The 14,749-nt window shown below is 55.4% G+C and carries 16 protein-coding genes and 1 riboswitch; of the genes, 11 read left to right on the top strand and 5 right to left on the bottom strand.

The annotated features are described in order from the left end of the window. Positions 1 to 229 precede the first annotated feature (229 nt). From NNL38_RS17090 to NNL38_RS17065, 6 genes are all read left to right on the top strand, one after another. Positions 230 to 745 carry a GNAT family N-acetyltransferase gene (locus NNL38_RS17090; protein WP_255392271.1) on the top strand — a complete coding sequence of 172 codons (516 nt, stop codon included), beginning with the start codon at positions 230 to 232 and terminating at the stop codon, positions 743 to 745. Between the two features lie 39 nt (positions 746 to 784). Further along, positions 785 to 1,621, top strand: a complete 837-nt coding sequence (locus NNL38_RS17085) for a phosphotransferase (protein WP_255391633.1) — start codon at positions 785 to 787, stop codon at positions 1,619 to 1,621. A gap of 39 nt (positions 1,622 to 1,660) precedes the next feature. Then, positions 1,661 to 2,260 carry a class I SAM-dependent methyltransferase gene (locus NNL38_RS17080; RefSeq protein WP_255391632.1) on the top strand — a complete coding sequence of 200 codons (600 nt, stop codon included), beginning with the start codon at positions 1,661 to 1,663 and terminating at the stop codon, positions 2,258 to 2,260. After that, a complete protein-coding gene (locus tag NNL38_RS17075) occupies positions 2,257 to 2,772 on the top strand; it encodes a GrpB family protein (RefSeq protein WP_255391631.1) in 516 nt (171 codons plus the stop codon). The genes NNL38_RS17080 and NNL38_RS17075 overlap by 4 nt, the downstream gene beginning before the upstream one ends. Before the next feature lie 106 nt (positions 2,773 to 2,878). Further along, positions 2,879 to 3,712, top strand: coding sequence for a PhzF family phenazine biosynthesis protein (locus NNL38_RS17070; RefSeq protein WP_255391630.1), 834 nt, complete (start codon positions 2,879 to 2,881; stop codon positions 3,710 to 3,712). A 59-nt stretch (positions 3,713 to 3,771) separates the two neighbouring features. Continuing rightward, positions 3,772 to 4,281, top strand: a complete 510-nt coding sequence (locus NNL38_RS17065) for a GNAT family N-acetyltransferase (RefSeq protein ID WP_255391629.1) — start codon at positions 3,772 to 3,774, stop codon at positions 4,279 to 4,281. Positions 4,282 to 4,344: 63 nt separating this feature from the next. Here the strand turns inward: NNL38_RS17065 and NNL38_RS17060 are convergent, their stop codons facing one another. The 4 genes from NNL38_RS17060 to NNL38_RS17045 all read right to left on the bottom strand — a co-directional run bounded on the left by NNL38_RS17060 (position 4,345) and on the right by NNL38_RS17045 (position 8,348). Further along, entirely contained in the window at positions 4,345 to 5,709 is a 1,365-nt protein-coding gene (locus NNL38_RS17060) for a TrkH family potassium uptake protein (protein ID WP_255391628.1), read from the bottom strand. Positions 5,710 to 5,712: 3 nt separating this feature from the next. Beyond that, positions 5,713 to 6,366, bottom strand: coding sequence for a potassium channel family protein (locus NNL38_RS17055; protein WP_255391627.1), 654 nt, complete (start codon positions 6,364 to 6,366; stop codon positions 5,713 to 5,715). Positions 6,367 to 6,534: 168 nt separating this feature from the next. Then, a complete protein-coding gene (locus NNL38_RS17050; protein ID WP_255391626.1) occupies positions 6,535 to 7,236 on the bottom strand; it encodes a response regulator in 702 nt (233 codons plus the stop codon). Next, entirely contained in the window at positions 7,233 to 8,348 is a 1,116-nt protein-coding gene (locus NNL38_RS17045) for a sensor histidine kinase (RefSeq protein ID WP_255391625.1), read from the bottom strand. The genes NNL38_RS17050 and NNL38_RS17045 overlap by 4 nt, the downstream gene beginning before the upstream one ends. A 346-nt stretch (positions 8,349 to 8,694) precedes the next feature. Next, a riboswitch (TPP riboswitch) is annotated at positions 8,695 to 8,792 on the top strand. A 209-nt stretch (positions 8,793 to 9,001) separates the two neighbouring features. Here NNL38_RS17045 and thiM point away from each other — a divergent pair. The 3 genes from thiM (at position 9,002) to NNL38_RS17030 (ending at position 11,783) form a co-directional block, all read left to right on the top strand. Then, positions 9,002 to 9,787: a hydroxyethylthiazole kinase gene (thiM, locus tag NNL38_RS17040; RefSeq protein ID WP_255391624.1), complete on the top strand. Its 786-nt coding sequence runs from the start codon at positions 9,002 to 9,004 to the stop codon at positions 9,785 to 9,787. An 11-nt stretch (positions 9,788 to 9,798) separates the two neighbouring features. After that, the gene (gene thiE / locus NNL38_RS17035) at positions 9,799 to 10,434 is read left to right on the top strand and encodes a thiamine phosphate synthase (RefSeq protein WP_255391623.1); all 636 of its coding nucleotides are present in this window, start codon (positions 9,799 to 9,801) and stop codon (positions 10,432 to 10,434) included. Between the two features lie 149 nt (positions 10,435 to 10,583). Continuing rightward, a complete protein-coding gene (locus NNL38_RS17030; RefSeq protein ID WP_255391622.1) occupies positions 10,584 to 11,783 on the top strand; it encodes a DEAD/DEAH box helicase in 1,200 nt (399 codons plus the stop codon). 106 nt (positions 11,784 to 11,889) lie between these two features. On the opposite strand, the gene NNL38_RS17025 is transcribed toward NNL38_RS17030, so the two are convergent. Beyond that, on the bottom strand, positions 11,890 to 12,393 hold the full coding sequence (locus NNL38_RS17025; protein WP_255391621.1) for a GlcG/HbpS family heme-binding protein: 504 nt from the start codon (positions 12,391 to 12,393) through the stop codon (positions 11,890 to 11,892). Between the two features lie 167 nt (positions 12,394 to 12,560). Here NNL38_RS17025 and NNL38_RS17020 point away from each other — a divergent pair, with 167 nt between their 5' ends. Together NNL38_RS17020 and NNL38_RS17015 are read left to right on the top strand one after the other, a co-directional pair. Continuing rightward, on the top strand, positions 12,561 to 13,241 hold the full coding sequence (locus NNL38_RS17020) for a response regulator (protein ID WP_255391620.1): 681 nt from the start codon (positions 12,561 to 12,563) through the stop codon (positions 13,239 to 13,241). Further along, on the top strand, positions 13,219 to 14,700 hold the full coding sequence (locus NNL38_RS17015) for a sensor histidine kinase (RefSeq protein ID WP_255391619.1): 1,482 nt from the start codon (positions 13,219 to 13,221) through the stop codon (positions 14,698 to 14,700). The genes NNL38_RS17020 and NNL38_RS17015 overlap by 23 nt, the downstream gene beginning before the upstream one ends. Positions 14,701 to 14,749: the final 49 nt, after the last annotated feature.

The following is a 14,749-nucleotide window of genomic DNA, read 5'->3' as shown; positions in this document are numbered from 1 at the left end:
GAAAAGGATTCTCTTGAGTGCTGGTTATCAGAATCCCCCTTTTTTCATACGATGCCCCTGAAGCAGTGGCGTCATGCGTGATCCATGTCTTCAGGGAGAAAAGTCATGCCATATATCAATGTCCAGATCATAAGGGAGCTACTCGGACTCAGAAAGCGCAGCAAACATCCTCATCTGAAGGTAGCCTGCTGGATTGATTGAATACGGAAGATATTTCACAAGGACAGATATGGAACTCATTTCCCCCTCACTGGCCGATGAAGCGGCGTTTTTAACCTTTTACCACGACTTTCTTCACAATGACCCGGAAAATGCGGATTTTTACCGCCCGGCAACGCTTGATTTTGCCGCCTATGTGGAAAGTCTAAATAACGAATCAAAAGGGATCGGATTACCGGCAGGCTATGTGCCTTGTCATCATTACTGGCTTAAAAATGACGATGGACACATCGTCGGGGTGATCCGCATTCGGCACCGGATTGATAACCCTTTCTTATCGCTTGAAGCTGGCCATATCGGCTATGATGTTGCCCCGGCCCATCGAAGGCAAAGATATGGCACGACTCTGCTGGCGTTGGGGTTGAAAAAATCAAAGGCGATTGGTTTATCTCAAGTGCTGGTGACTGCCGATGAAGATAACCCGGGCTCCCGGAAAATCATCGAAGCCAACGGCGGGGTACTGGAAAACATTGTGATGGGGAAGGTTTTTCCCAATCCGATTGCCCGCTATTGGATCACGATTTAAAGCAACTTGCTGGCGAAGGCTGGCGGGAATCTTCGAAACATGGACTTTCAAAACAGGGATGAAGGAGAGAAGCAGGTGACAGAGCTGGCCCGATTAGGCAGAGCAAGTGTCAGGCAAGTCACGCTAGGCGGGAAAATATGCATTGAAAAAAAGCCGTTATCCGAGACGGAGCTACTTTTTTATCAGCATTATGCCGATCGGTTGAATGCGCGCGGCATTTTCTCACCAGCGATCATGGCGTTGGACGCAGACGAAAAACGGATCGTGATGGAGTTGATTCCGCACTCGGTCAAGCTGGCCGAACTTCAGACGCCCGCCGTGTTTCAGCATCTGGCCGGGATCCATGCGATGGAAGTCGAAGAGCCCTCGCTGCCGTTTTACCGGGCTTGCTGGACTGAGCGCGCCACGGCATCAGCGCTGGATGCACTGGCGCTGCCGAGGACAACGATTGATTTTTTTCATGTGGTTCAGGCCCAGTCTGCAGCGATCTTTGCCGGTAACAGACTGATCACCGGAGACAGTAATCCGGGGAACTGGGGGCGCAGAGCCAATGGTGAACTGGTGCAGTTTGACTGGGAGCGGTTGACGATGGGCTGCCCGAGTATTGATTTGGCACCGTTAATCAACGGCATGGGGACTCCGGCCCAGTATGAAGCGTACGCCGGGCAATATTTGGCATGCCGCCATAGGCTGACAGATTTGCCGACGATTGCCCCGGAAACCCTGGTGAGCCATATCGCGATGGCCAAAGCCTGGATTGTGATAGAAGTGGTTAATATTCTGCTCCGTTCCCGCCACCGGGATTCGGCAATGTATCTCGATTGGTATCGACAGCAACTCCCATCATGGTGCGATGAGGTTGCCGGCCTCCTGTAAATCACCGCGCTCTGTTTCAGTTTCAATAGGACAATTAGTATGACATCAAGTACCGCCGAGCGCTGGCGGGGATATTATGAGAAAGCCATCCAGCGCTCGCATCATCCCCTCACCGAGATGGCTGCTCAAGAGAATCGCTCCGGGCTGAATGTGGCGGTCGATTGCGGCTGCGGCGCAGGCGGCGATATTCAGTTCCTCCGTGAGCAGGGTTATCAGGTACATGGATTTGATATCAATGTGGACTCGATTGAGATTTGTCGGCAGCGTTTTGAACAAGACCCGCTGATTGATATTTCTCAGGACAGCTTCGAGCAATTTGATTACCCGACGACCGGCGTGCTGATCGCCAATGCCAGCTTGTATTTCGCCGAGCCGACGCAATTTACGCGAACCTGGCAGAGACTCACCGATGCGATTGAAATCGGCGGGGTTTTCGCGGGTGGGTTCATGGGCGTGGCGGATGATTGGGCGACGCATTCCGATCATACCATCACGGCTTTAAGCCGGTTGCAGGTGGAAGCTTTGTTCGACGGATTCACGATTTTGAAGTTTGATGAGCGAAATCAGCCGGGGAAAACGGCGCTCGGCAGACATAAGCATTGGCACACGTTTAGTGTGGTCGCAAGGAAAATACGATGAGAAAAATTGAAGTGGTTGCGTACCGTTCTTCCTGGGCGGATGATTTTGAGCAGGAAAAGCAGGCCATCGCAGGGAGCCTCTGTGCTGATAACCTGGCCGGGATCCACCATATCGGCAGTACCTCTGTGACCGGTCTCGCCGCCAAGCCCTTGATTGATATTCTGCTGGAAGTGAACGACCTGGCAGCACTGGACCAGCAGACGGCCGCGATGGAAGCGTTAGGGTATGTCGCCAAAGGCGAGTTTGGGATCCCGGAACGGCGCTTTTTCTATAAAGGGGAAACGGAGCGTACACACCATGTGCATGCGTTTGTGAAAGACTCACCCGGCTCGGTGCGTCATTTGGCATTTCGCGACTATTTACGCGCGTTTCCTGAAGTTTGCGAGCAATATGCGATGCTGAAGCAAGAAGGTGCTGCGCAATGTCAGCACGACAATGCGCAATATTGCGCTCATAAGAACGATTTTGTGCAGTTGCACGAACAAGCGGCGTTGAAGTGGAAGTTTGGCTGAAGTTTCCATTTTCATGAGGCGCTAGCTTGATGAAGAATTAGCTTCACGAGGATCCAGCGCCATGAAGTTCATTTTTGATGTGTTCACGGATGAAAAAGGCTGAACGATGAAAGCTTATCTATTGACGGTGTTTAGCGGGGAACAAGCTGCCGGAAATCCGGCGGGTGTCGTCGTGCTTGATGACTGGCTGGACACGGCGACTCTGCAACAAATCGCCCGGCAACTGGCCCAACCGGTGACGACGTTTGTTGTCCATGATGAATCTCAGTATGCCGTTCGCTGGTTCTCCCAGCAGGCTGAAATTAATCTGTGTGGTCATGGCAGTCTGGCAGCGGCGGCTGTGTTGTTGGAATTTGGGGAGCAGGCGTTCGGGGATGCCGGAACAGAGACTGAGGTTGCGGCTGATGTTGAAACAGCGGCTGAGGCCAACACGATGACCCTGACCAGCGAACACGGGACGGTGATCGTGCGCAAAGACGGCGCACGGTATCACATGACGCTGCCGGGCTGGCAGCCGAACCGTTCGCCGGATCTGAAACGGTATCTGAAGCAAATCGGCCTGCCAGTGATCGACAGCTTTGCCACCCGGGATTTGGTGCTGGTGGCGGAAAGCCCGGCGTTGGTGCGTCAGTTCACGCCGGATATGGCGGTGCTGGCGGCGATTGCAGATTATCATGCCGTGATCCTGACGGCGCAGGACGGCAGTGATGGCTACGTGCTGCGATATTTTGCGCCCAAAATCGGGATTGATGAAGATATCGCGACCGGCTCAGCCCAGTGTTCGCTGGCACTTTACTGGCTGGAACAACTGGGCCGGGAAACGCTCAAAGTCACCCAACTTTCGGCGCAAGGCGGAGCATTTGTGGTCCGGCAGCAAGGCGAAGGACATATCTCGTTGCAGGTTGAGGTCCGCTTGGTGTCGGTGCTCAACCTTCCCTGATGGCTGTGCCCTAATCGTCGGCTGTCAGGAAAAGGGTTACTCAGGGAGGGAGCTTGCCCATGATGAAACAGACACCCCAACTCACGTTCACAGCGGTGGATCTGAATCGGGATCTTGAGTTGTGCCTTGAATTTCGCCGGGAGACGCACCGGGTCAGTTACGGCAATCTCGACCATTTTAGCCGGGAGGAAACGCTGGCCTGGTTTGAGGCATTGGCTGCCAACCCGGATGCCGGTTTTTTGCATGTGCGTGACGCCGGGGAGATCATCGGTCAGTTGGAATATCAGTGCCCTCGGACTGACGCTGAGGGTCAACGCTACGGCTACATCAATCTTATTTACCTGGTGCCTGCGTACCGGCATCGACATCTCGGTGGTCGGCTTCAGGCGTACATGTTGGATCAATTTCAAGCACAGGGCTGCTCCCAAGCCCGCCTGCGGTACTTGCCGCGCAATACAGCAGCGGGCGCGTTTTATCACAGGCAGGGTTGGCAACCGGTTGGCGCCGTCCAGTCCAACGGCCAGTTGATGGAAAAATCTTTGGCGGGTCGGCATCGGGCAGGGGAATGATTTCCCCTGCGGAGTGGGTCAGCCGGATAGGATGCTCGCATCGGCATCGGCATCGGCATCAGCTCAGCCAATTGCCAGTCGGGCTTCCGGATGTCGAACTCGCTTGGCATGGGGACTCGCCAGACAGTAAGCCACCGTTAAGGGCCCCAAACGGCCCATGAACATCAGAAAAATGATGATCACTTCCCCGGCATCGGAGAGCTCGCCGGTTAATCCGCGTGAGAGGCCGACTGTCCCGAGGGCGGACACCGCTTCAAAGACCACATCCAGCATCGGCGCGTTTTCCGTCAGGAGCAGCAGGAAAATCGCCAGCCAGGTCACCCCAATCGAAATCAGCCCCATCGCTAGTGCTTTGCGAATCGTGTCTGTTGCGATGCGGCGCTGAAACACATGAATGTCTTGATTCCGTTCCAGAAAACCATAGGTCGCCATGACCAGAACCATGAAGGTCACGACCTTGATCCCGCTGGCGGTACTGAGCGAGCCGCCGCCGATAAACATCAGGACCAGGATCAGGGCCGTGGTGGCATCTTCCAGTTGATCAATCGCCAGGGTATTGAACCCGGCCGTGCGCGGGGTCACGGCCTGAAACCAGGCCGCCAGCCATTTGCCGCCTTCAGAAAGGGGGGCCAGGGTATTGGGGTTGTGATACTCAATACAATAAATGGCCAGCAGGGCAACGCCGTTGATGATCACGGTGCCAGAGAGCATCATTTTGCTGTAGGTGGACAACTGGCGCCAGCAGCGCTTTTGCCACAAATCCATCCATACCGTGAATCCAAGTCCCCCGGTAATAAACAGCGCGGTAATGGTTAGGTTGACGGTCGGATCGTCGACATAGGGCATCAGGCTGTCGCTGCTCAGGGCAAACCCGGCGTTGTTGAATGCTGAAATGGTATAGAAAAAGCTGTGGAACAGGCTGGTCTGCCAGCCCAGCGTTTCGGCCCAGCGGATAAAGAGGATCAACATCCCCAGACTTTCGACGATCAGCGCAAACAGAAACACAGACTTGGCGGTGGCCATAATGGTGGATGCATCGGTCTGGTTAAACGCCTCCTTGGCAACGGTCCGCTGTAAAAAGCCGATTTTTCCGCCGAGGGCAATCAGGGTGACGATGGCAAATGTCATAATACCGAGGCCACCGAGCTGGATCAGCAAGGCGATGATGATTTGTCCCAAAGGGGTGTAGGCCGTGCCGGTATCGACCACGACCAGCCCGGTGACGGTGACGGCCGAGGTGACGGTAAACAGACTTTCCAGCCAGGTGATGGGCTGGGTGGTCGACCAGGGGAGCTTCAGGGCCAGGGTGCCGAGGGTGATAAATAGCAGGAAGCTACCGCAGAGGATCAAGGGCGGCGCCGCGAGGATCTTCTTGCCTGCTTTGGGTTTTCTCTCAATCGGAGAGACAGAGGGATGCCAGATGATCATGGGTTATACCAACCTTGGTGCCAGTTGAGTGAGTGCTGCACGCGAGCCGCTGAGCAGCAGGATGTCATCGGGCTGGACGCGAAAATTCAGCGGGAGTTGGGTCAGGGTCTGCTGATCCCGCTTGAGCAGCAGCACATCGATTGAGGTGCTGGTGCGCTCGAGGATCTGGCTTAAGCTGTGATCCTGCCAGGCGGATTTGACGTGGACTTCAACCACATACATGCCATGGCCGAGGGCAAGGTAGTTGTGCACCATCGGGTAATGGAGCGCTTGAGCAACCCGCATGCCCATTTCCTCTTCCGGATGGATAATCCGCGACACGCCGAGTTTCGAGACGATGGTGTGGTGAGCCTTGGTGCTGGCTTTGACCCAGATTTCCCGAACGCCGATATTTTTGAGGCTCAAGGTACACAGCAGGCTGGACTGCATGTCGGCCCCGATCGCGACCAGCACGGCATCGCTGTTGGATAAGTCCAGTTCGCGCAGGGCATTTTCATCGGTGGCATCGCAAATGACGGTTTGGGTGAGTTCCTCGACATATTTGTCGGCAACCGTGGCACTTCGGTCGACCCCGGTCACGGTGTGTCCCAGATGAATGAGTTCCAGACTGGCTGCGATGCCGAAGCGGCCAAGCCCAATGACAGTAAAGTGAGCCATATTTATTCCTCGTTTCGTATTAATCTCTGTGTTGAAGGTGTACAAAGCCGACCCGAGTCATTTCGGGCATGCTTGAGCCGGCATCCCGTCAGAAACGGGCTGCCTGATGCTGTGGTTTATGCGGGTATGGAGCCGAGTGTCACCATGCGGCTCGGTGATACCGCGGGTCTATTCGCGATGGATCAGCTCGGGCAAAAAGCGGTAGCCGATCCCCGGTTCGGTTTTGATAAACCGGGGCTGGTCGGCATCATCATTTAATTTTCGCCTGAGCTGGCTGATGAAGATCCGGAGGTAATGGGTATCGTCCTGATGCGTCTCTCCCCAGATATCGCGCAGCAAGTGATCTTGCTTGACCAGCTCCCCGGCATGGCGGGCCAGCGTCGAGAGCAGGGCGAACTCTTTTTTTGACAGGGAAATCGGCTGGTGGTTAAGCAGCACCTCGTGGCGTTCTATATCCAGGGTCATTTGTTCAAACACCAGCTTGTTCGCCGGCTTTTCGGCAGGGATGAGATCGCGCAGCAGCACTTTGATGCGGGCCATCAGCTCGCGGATCCCGAACGGCTTGCTTAAATAGTCGTTGGCGCCGAGTTCGAGCAGGCGGACTTTTTCGTCCTCTTCATCCCGGGCGGTCAGCACCAGTACCGGCGTGGGCTGGTCACGGCGCAGGCGTTGCAGCAAGTCGCTGCCGTCCCCGTCCGGCAGACCCAAATCCAGAATGATCAGGTCGGGCGCTGCTGTGTTGATTTGCGCCTGCGCTTCAGCCACATTTGTTGCACTGACGGACTGAAACCCTTCGGCCGAAAGGGCAATACGGATGAAAGTCTGGATTTGCGGCTCATCATCAATGATGAGGATGGTGTAGGGCGTCATGACAGATCCTCGTGACAGAGCTCCTCGTAACAAGGAAGCTGGATTCGGATGGTGCAGCCTTGGTCAACCGGCACAATGGCAATGGTGCCTCGGTGGGCGTCGATAATACTTTTAGTGACGGTCAGGCCCATACCAGATCCACCGTCCGCCTGATTACCGGGGCGCTGAGAGTAGAACAGGTCAAATACCTGCTGGTGCTGGTCCGGCGGGATCCCCGGACCCTGATCGCAGATATCCAGGGTTACCTGATCGCCGTCTTGGTAGACCTCAACCCTGACTTTCTCCTGCGCCGGAGAATAAGCGACTGCATTATCAATCACATTGAACAGCGCCTGTTCCAGCAGGGAAGCCTGAACATGCACCCGGGGTAGATCCGGGATGATGTGCAAAACAATCCGATCGCTGCGCTCCCGGCGGCAGGCTGCATGCACGATCGGGGCAATCGACTGTTCCGTCGTTTGCAACGTGACTTGATCCCATTGCAGTTTCGTCGCCTGCAGCAGGTTCTCGATATAGTGGTGTAAGCGATGGCTTTCATCCATTGCACTTTGCAGCAACTCTTCCTGTTGCGGCTCTGCCAGCTTGCTGCGATACGCCTGCAAAGTACTGAGCGTTCCGATGATGGTGGAGAGCGGCGTGCGCAGATCATGGGAGACGGACAGCAGAATGTTACTGCGCAGGGTTGCTTGTTTCAGCGCCTGTTGCTGACGGCGGTAGTGCTCGGCCAGCTGGCTGGTGATCAGGGCAACGAGCAGGAACACCCCCAGGTTCATGATGTCACTGGGGTGGAACATCTGCAGGGAAAAGCGTGGTGCAGTAAAGAAAAAGTTGAAACTCAGCGCGCTGCACACGGCGGCGGCGAACGCCCGGAATCGATCCCCATGTAAAGCCACCCAGACCACACCGAGTTGTAGGATCAGCAAAACTGCCGCGGTGGAGTGAAGCCAGTGGTCGAGCAGGGCACTCACCGCCAGCGCGGCGAGGGTGGTGAAGGCCGCAAACAGCCACGGCTTGGTAAAATGCCGTGTACCGGCACAATTCGCTTGGGTGAAATGCCGCGCCCGGGCAAATCGTTGCGTTTTGATCGTCCGTTGGGGTGCAGAGGCTTTCATAACTTGGGGTCGTTGACTGAACATGGGGTGACTTTATCAGAGTTCGGGGAATGCTGGCCGTAAAGAAAGCGTAATTTCTTTTGAGTCAGCAGGTTAACAGCGGCAATGGCGATCACCTATTCGTCGAGTTGAGAGCAAATTCAAGTTTCTGGGCTGTCCTTTTGATCGGATCTCAATTTTGCTGTGATGTAAAACTTGTGTTGCATGTACTGAATTGTAAAAAACTGGGCTTCTCAACCCTGACGGTGCGTTCGATTTGGGAGCGGACTGTCGCGGGGTAAGCTGTTGAAGTGACTGAAAGTGCAACACGGCTTGTTGCGCTTTCAGTCAATATTGATATCATCGCGGGAAATAGTCGGGGAGCCGTTAGGCTGAGATCGCATTGCGAGACCCGTTGAACCTGATTCAGTTAACACTGGCGTAGGGAACTATACCGCTTGCGATGGAAGGTATCATGCCTCCGCCTCAATAAATAGATCGCCGGGCGCTGTTCTCCTTCTCCAGCCCGATGTATCTGCCTGATAAATCCAGCCTTTGTGTGCCGTCAAATGGCTGTTTCCCGCTGACATCATTTCTGTTCAGGTATTCCCCAAAATGAACCGCTCACCGGTGAGCGTGACAAGGCCGCGTCACAGTGACGCCTGAGGAAGCATATGAATACCGAAACTATCGTCTCCGCACTGAATGCCGTGCGTCAGCAAAAGCCGCTGGTGGTCAATATCACCAATTACGTTGTCATGAACAACACCGCCAATGCGTTGCTGGCACTGGGTGCATCCCCGATCATGGCGCATTCGCGTGAAGAAATGGCTGAAATGATGAGCTTTGCCGGTGCGTTGGTGGTGAATATCGGCACCCTGGATAGTTCCTGGACGCCGCGCATGGCTTATGCCGTTGAGCAAGCAAATCGACATGGCAAGCCGGTGGTGCTGGATCCGGTCGGTTGTGGGGCCAGCACCCTGCGTACCCAAACGTCGCGTCAGATCGCCCAGGCGGCAGCGCAGCTGATCATCCGCGGCAATGCTTCGGAGATTATTGCGTTGGCCGGAGAAGCAGGCCAGAGCAAAGGGGTGGATGCACTGGACAGCAGTGAAGCTGCCGTGGGGACGGCGCGTCATCTGGCCGAGGTTCATGGGTGCAATGTGGTGATTTCAGGCGCGACCGATGTCGTGGTAACCGCGGAAGGCGAGGTTCGGCTGCGCAACGGCCATGCCATGATGCCGTCTGTCACCGGGATGGGCTGTACGCTGTCGGCACTGACCGGCGCTTTTGCGGCAGTAGGTGAAACCACTGGGCTTGCCGCCGCCGCTGTCCTGGGGGTGGCCGGAGAAATCGCCGCCGAGCAGTCCGCCGGGCCCGGAAGCCTGCAGCTTAACCTGCTCGATGCACTGTATCAGCTCGATGAAACCACACTGCGCCAGCGCCTGAAGTTAGCATAAGGAACACTGTTGTGAACCCATATCATTTATATCTGGTGACAGACGATCAGCAAGATCTCGCGACCCTGACCTCGGTTGTGGCACAAGCCGTTGCGGGCGGGGTGACCATGGTGCAGGTGCGGGAAAAGCACGGTGATGTTCGCGCGTTTATCGAGCGGGCACAGGCGGTGAAAGACATCCTTCGCGGCACGGGTGTGCCTTTGATCATCAACGATCGCGTCGATGTCGCCCTGGCGGTCGATGCCGATGGTGTCCATCTGGGACAATCTGATATGCCAGCGGCGCTGGCGCGCCGATTGATTGGGGAAGACAAGCTGCTCGGCTTGTCGATTGAAAACGAGCAGCAACTGATGGAAGCTGAGTTTCTCCCGCTGGACTATCTGGGGCTGAGTGCGATTTTTACCACCCCGACCAAAACCGACATCAAGAAAGCGTGGGGCATTGACGGGCTGGCCAGGGCGATTGCCCAAAGTAGTTATCCCATCGTTGCGATTGGCGGAATCAACGCGGCTAACCTTGATGCGGTGGTGGAAACGGGCGTTGACGGGATTGCGCTGGTCTCGGCCATTTGTCACGCCGATTCACCGCGTGATGCGGCTGCTGCCTTGCGGCAACAGATGGCTATGCGGGAAACCGTTCGGGATTGACCCTCGAAGATGACTCTCGTTACTGAAGTCGGTCATTTCGCGTGGAAAAATGCTCAGCGCTTGCCGGGGTTCATGGTAGAATCCCGCGCTTACTTGTGTTGCGCCGGTTTCAGGCGTGACCTGATTGTTTGATGAACCAGAGGCGATCCATGCCATTCTCTAAACTTGGACTGAGCAAACCACTGACGCAAGCGGTGGCAGCGCTCGGTTATACCCAACCGACCACGATCCAGGCCAAAGCGATCCCGGTGATCCTGGATGGCAAGAACCTGATTGCCGCTGCGCAAACCGGCACCGGTAAGACCGCCAGCTTCGTGCTGCCGATCCTGGAAAAGCTGAGCCAGGGACAGACGAAAAAGAAAAAGCGGATCCGGGCGCTGATCCTGGTCCCGACCCGCGAGTTGGCTATTCAGGTTGAAGAGAAGATCACTCAGTATGGTCAGCTCCTGGGGCTGACGTCGCTGGCGATGTATGGCGGGGTCGACGAGCAGCAGCAGAAACAGCGCCTGATTGAAGGCGTGGACGTGCTGGTGGCTACCCCGGGCCGTCTGCTGGATCTGTATGGTCAGCGCGCGGTGTATTTCGAAGAAGTTGAAATGCTGGTGCTGGATGAAGCCGACCGGATGCTGGATATGGGCTTTATCGATGATCTGAACAAGATCCTGGATCGCCTGCCGGAAGACATTCAGCAGTTGCTGTTCTCCGCGACACTGTCGCGCAAAGTGCGTGATCTGGCGAAATCTGCGGTGATTGATCCGTATGAAATCACCATCGCCGCCAATCAGGCATCGAAAGCCAATATTGAGCAGTGGCTGATCACGGTCGATAAAGATAAAAAGTCGGCTTTGTTGAGCCACTTAATCAACGAAAACCAGTGGGATCAGGCGCTGATTTTCATCGAAACCAAACACGGCGCGGCAAAGCTGGCGTCTCAGTTGGAAAAACGCGGCATTTTCGCGGAAGCGTTCCACAGCGGGCGTAGCCAGGCCGCACGGGCTCAGTTGCTGGAAGATTTTAAAGCCGGCAGTCTGAAATATCTGGTGGCGACTGGGGTTGCGGCGCGCGGGATCGACATCGAAGAACTACCCCGTGTCGTCAACTATGATTTGCCGTTCCCGGCGGATGAATATGTCCACCGGATTGGCCGGACCGGCCGGGCAAATGCCTCGGGCGAGGCGATCTCGTTTGTCTCGAAAGACAACTTCAAAAATCTGTGCATGATCGAAAGCCGCCTGGGCCATCTGATTGAGCGCCGGGAAGTGGAAGGTTTTGCACCGAAAAAACCGGTGCCGATCTCGATCCTCAATTATGTCCCGAAACACAAGCGTCAGCCGCAGGACAAAGGCTGATGTAGCCCTCACTTCATGTAGCCCTTGCTTCATGTAAGCCTGATTTCAACGAAAACAGGCGCTCAATCGAGCACCTGTTTTTTTCGGGTAACCGGGGCGGTGTGAATCACAGCACCTTGTTGATCGCTGCTTCCGCGCACTGCACATCCAGGTGGCCGCCCGGTGCGCCGCCGACACCAATGGCGCCAATGACGGTATTGTTGACGGTCAGCGGCAGGCCGCCTGCCAGGAGCAACAGGTTGTCATCCATATCTTTCAGCGGTTGCAGCATCGGCTTATCCGCGATGGTTTTCATCAGGCTGGCTGTCGGTTGTTTCATGCTGGCGGCGGTGAAGGCTTTCTTGCGCGAGCTGTCGAGGGTGTGCTTGCCCGCATTGTCTGCGCGAAGCTGTGCAATGACGTTGCCGGTGACATCCACAACGGTGGCGGAGACGGTGTAGCCTTTGGCCGCACACTGCGCTACAGCCTCTTGACTCAGTGTAAATGCCGTGGCTGATGAGATTTGGGCAATAGAAATCGTGGCTGTCTGATCCTCGGCGCTGGCTTGGAAAGACGTTGCAGCCAGACCTGCGAAGATAGTGCTCAATAGCGTATTTTTTAAAGGTGTCATGTGATCCTCCATGAAGCGGGGTGGTGTTTGGGTACGTGCTGTCAGGTTAGCGACATCGGGATTGCCGGAGGCTTTCAGGAACATTACAAGGTTGTAATGTTCCTGAAATTCGACCAGAAAAGCTGATACAGTGAACTGGTTATTCCCCACACAGGCTGATGGATCCAGTGAACGTATTACTGATCGAAGATGATCTGCACATCACCCGGTTTCTGACTCAGGGCTTTATGCAGGAAGGATATACCGTGACTCAGGCCGGCGATGGCGTTGACGGGCTGCATTTTGCGACCACCGCCCACTATGACGTCATTGTGCTGGATTTGATGTTGCCGAAGAAAGACGGGCTGCAAGTGCTTGCCGAGCTGCGTGGCATGGGGCATACCACCCCGGTGATTATTCTCAGCGCCAAACATTCCGTTGAAGAGCGGGTGCTGGGGCTTCGCTCCGGTGCGGACGACTATCTGGTCAAGCCGTTTGCCTTTTCCGAGTTGCTGGCCCGCTGCCAGATCCTAACCCGCAGAAGCCAGTCTCAGGCCGCACCCGCGCATCAGCTGAGTTATCATGATCTTACCCTGGATTTACTCAAACATACATTGCATCGCGGCGGACAACCGATCCCACTCAATCAGCGGGAGTTTATGTTGGTGCAGTTGTTGTTGCAGCACCCGGAAAAAGTGCTGTCGAAAACGGCAATCCTGGAGCAGGTGTGGGGCTATCAGTTCGATCCGCAGACCAATGTGGTTGATGTACTGGTCTGCCGCTTACGCGGCAAAGTGGATAAGCACTTTGACTTACCCTTAATCCACACTATCCGAGGCGTCGGCTATGTCCTCAAAGCAGAAGGTTGAAGTTGCCCTGGCCCTGACTCAGCGCCAGCTGTTTCGCAAGTTTATGGCCATTTTGCTGTTGGCGCTGCTGATGATTGAAGCCGTGGTTGGCGGCATTTTTTTTTACGACCTGTATCGGGTCGAGACCAAAATCATGACCTCCTTGTCGGTGGAGTATCAGCGGATCCTCAAGTTTGAGTCCGATGACAAGCTGGTTCATGTGATCCGAGCCAATCCGCAACGACTGGTGGACAACCATATCGCAGCGTTTGTTATGCCAAATACAACGGCAGAAGCGATGCCCGGTGAGAAAGCCCAAGTCCGGTTTCTGGCCGGGGAGCGGCAAATTCCTGCGGATCTCGACTTTTCAGCCTATCAGGTCGGCGACCATTCCTGGATCAGCGCGTTTCTCGCCAGCCCCTACATGACGCTCAGGATGCAGGGGACGGAGCACGCCTTTTGGCTGGTGCTCGATAACCAGGCCCGTTATCCGGTGGCGATGAAACAGTGGCTGATGACCTTCCTAGCCTTGGTTCTATTGGCGTGTTTCACTTCGGTGTTTATCTGGCGATTGATTCATAACACCTTGCAGCCGCTCGTGGTGCTGGGTCATCACCTGGATGATTTGAGTCGGGGCACGCTGGATGCTTTTGCCCGGCATGCCGGTGAAGCGGAAGTACCGCAGGGACTGGCCGCGATTAATCACAGCGTGCGTGAGGCCGTTTCGCGGTTGCATGGCGTCGTGACCACGATGGATCGGACCCTGGATGCGATTGCCCATGATATTCGAACGCCACTGTCACGAATTCAGTTGTCGACGGAAAATGCCTTGCTAAGCCAGCTGCAAGGGAAAGAAAAATCGGCCTTGCAGGCCAGTGCGCTGGCCGACTGCTCCGAATACGCGGCGCAGGCGGGTAATCTGCTGACTGCGTTGATGAAGCTCAATGATGAGCAAACCGGCAAGCGAACGGTGCAGCGTACTCCGGTGAACGTGAATGATATTTTGCGACGCGTGGCGAGTTGGTATGAGGACATTGCCGAGCTCAAAGGGATTGAGATCCAGTGTGAGCCGGCCCCGAGTCTGATGATGGACTCAGACGCAGACAAATTGACACAAATTCTGGTTAATCTGGTTGATAACGCGCTGAAGTTTACTGAATCCGGCGGCCGGGTGTCGCTCTCTTCGGCAGCGCTGGCACAGGGCGGGGTCGCCCTTCAAGTGGCCGATACTGGCATTGGTATTGCCCCAAAGCATCAGGCGTTGGTCTTCAAACGTTTGTATCGTGTCGATGAAAGTCGCAGCAATACGGAAGGTTACGGGCTGGGGCTGTCTCTGGCGGCGGCGATGGTGCGCAATCTTGGTGGGACAATGACGCTGGCCTCTGTGCCGGGCCAGGGCAGTACATTTACTGTGACATTTAGTTCGGCAGCGAGTGAAAATGACTCTGTCTGCATTGACAGGCAGGCAAGATTTGATTAGATTCGCACCAAATTGTTTTTAAACACTCTCTATCATGTTGTACATCTTA

Origin of the sequence: Photobacterium atrarenae (assembly GCF_024380015.1) — a bacterium.
Taxonomy (GTDB): domain Bacteria; phylum Pseudomonadota; class Gammaproteobacteria; order Enterobacterales; family Vibrionaceae; genus Photobacterium; species Photobacterium atrarenae.
This window is presented reverse-complemented; position numbering and strand designations above follow the sequence as displayed.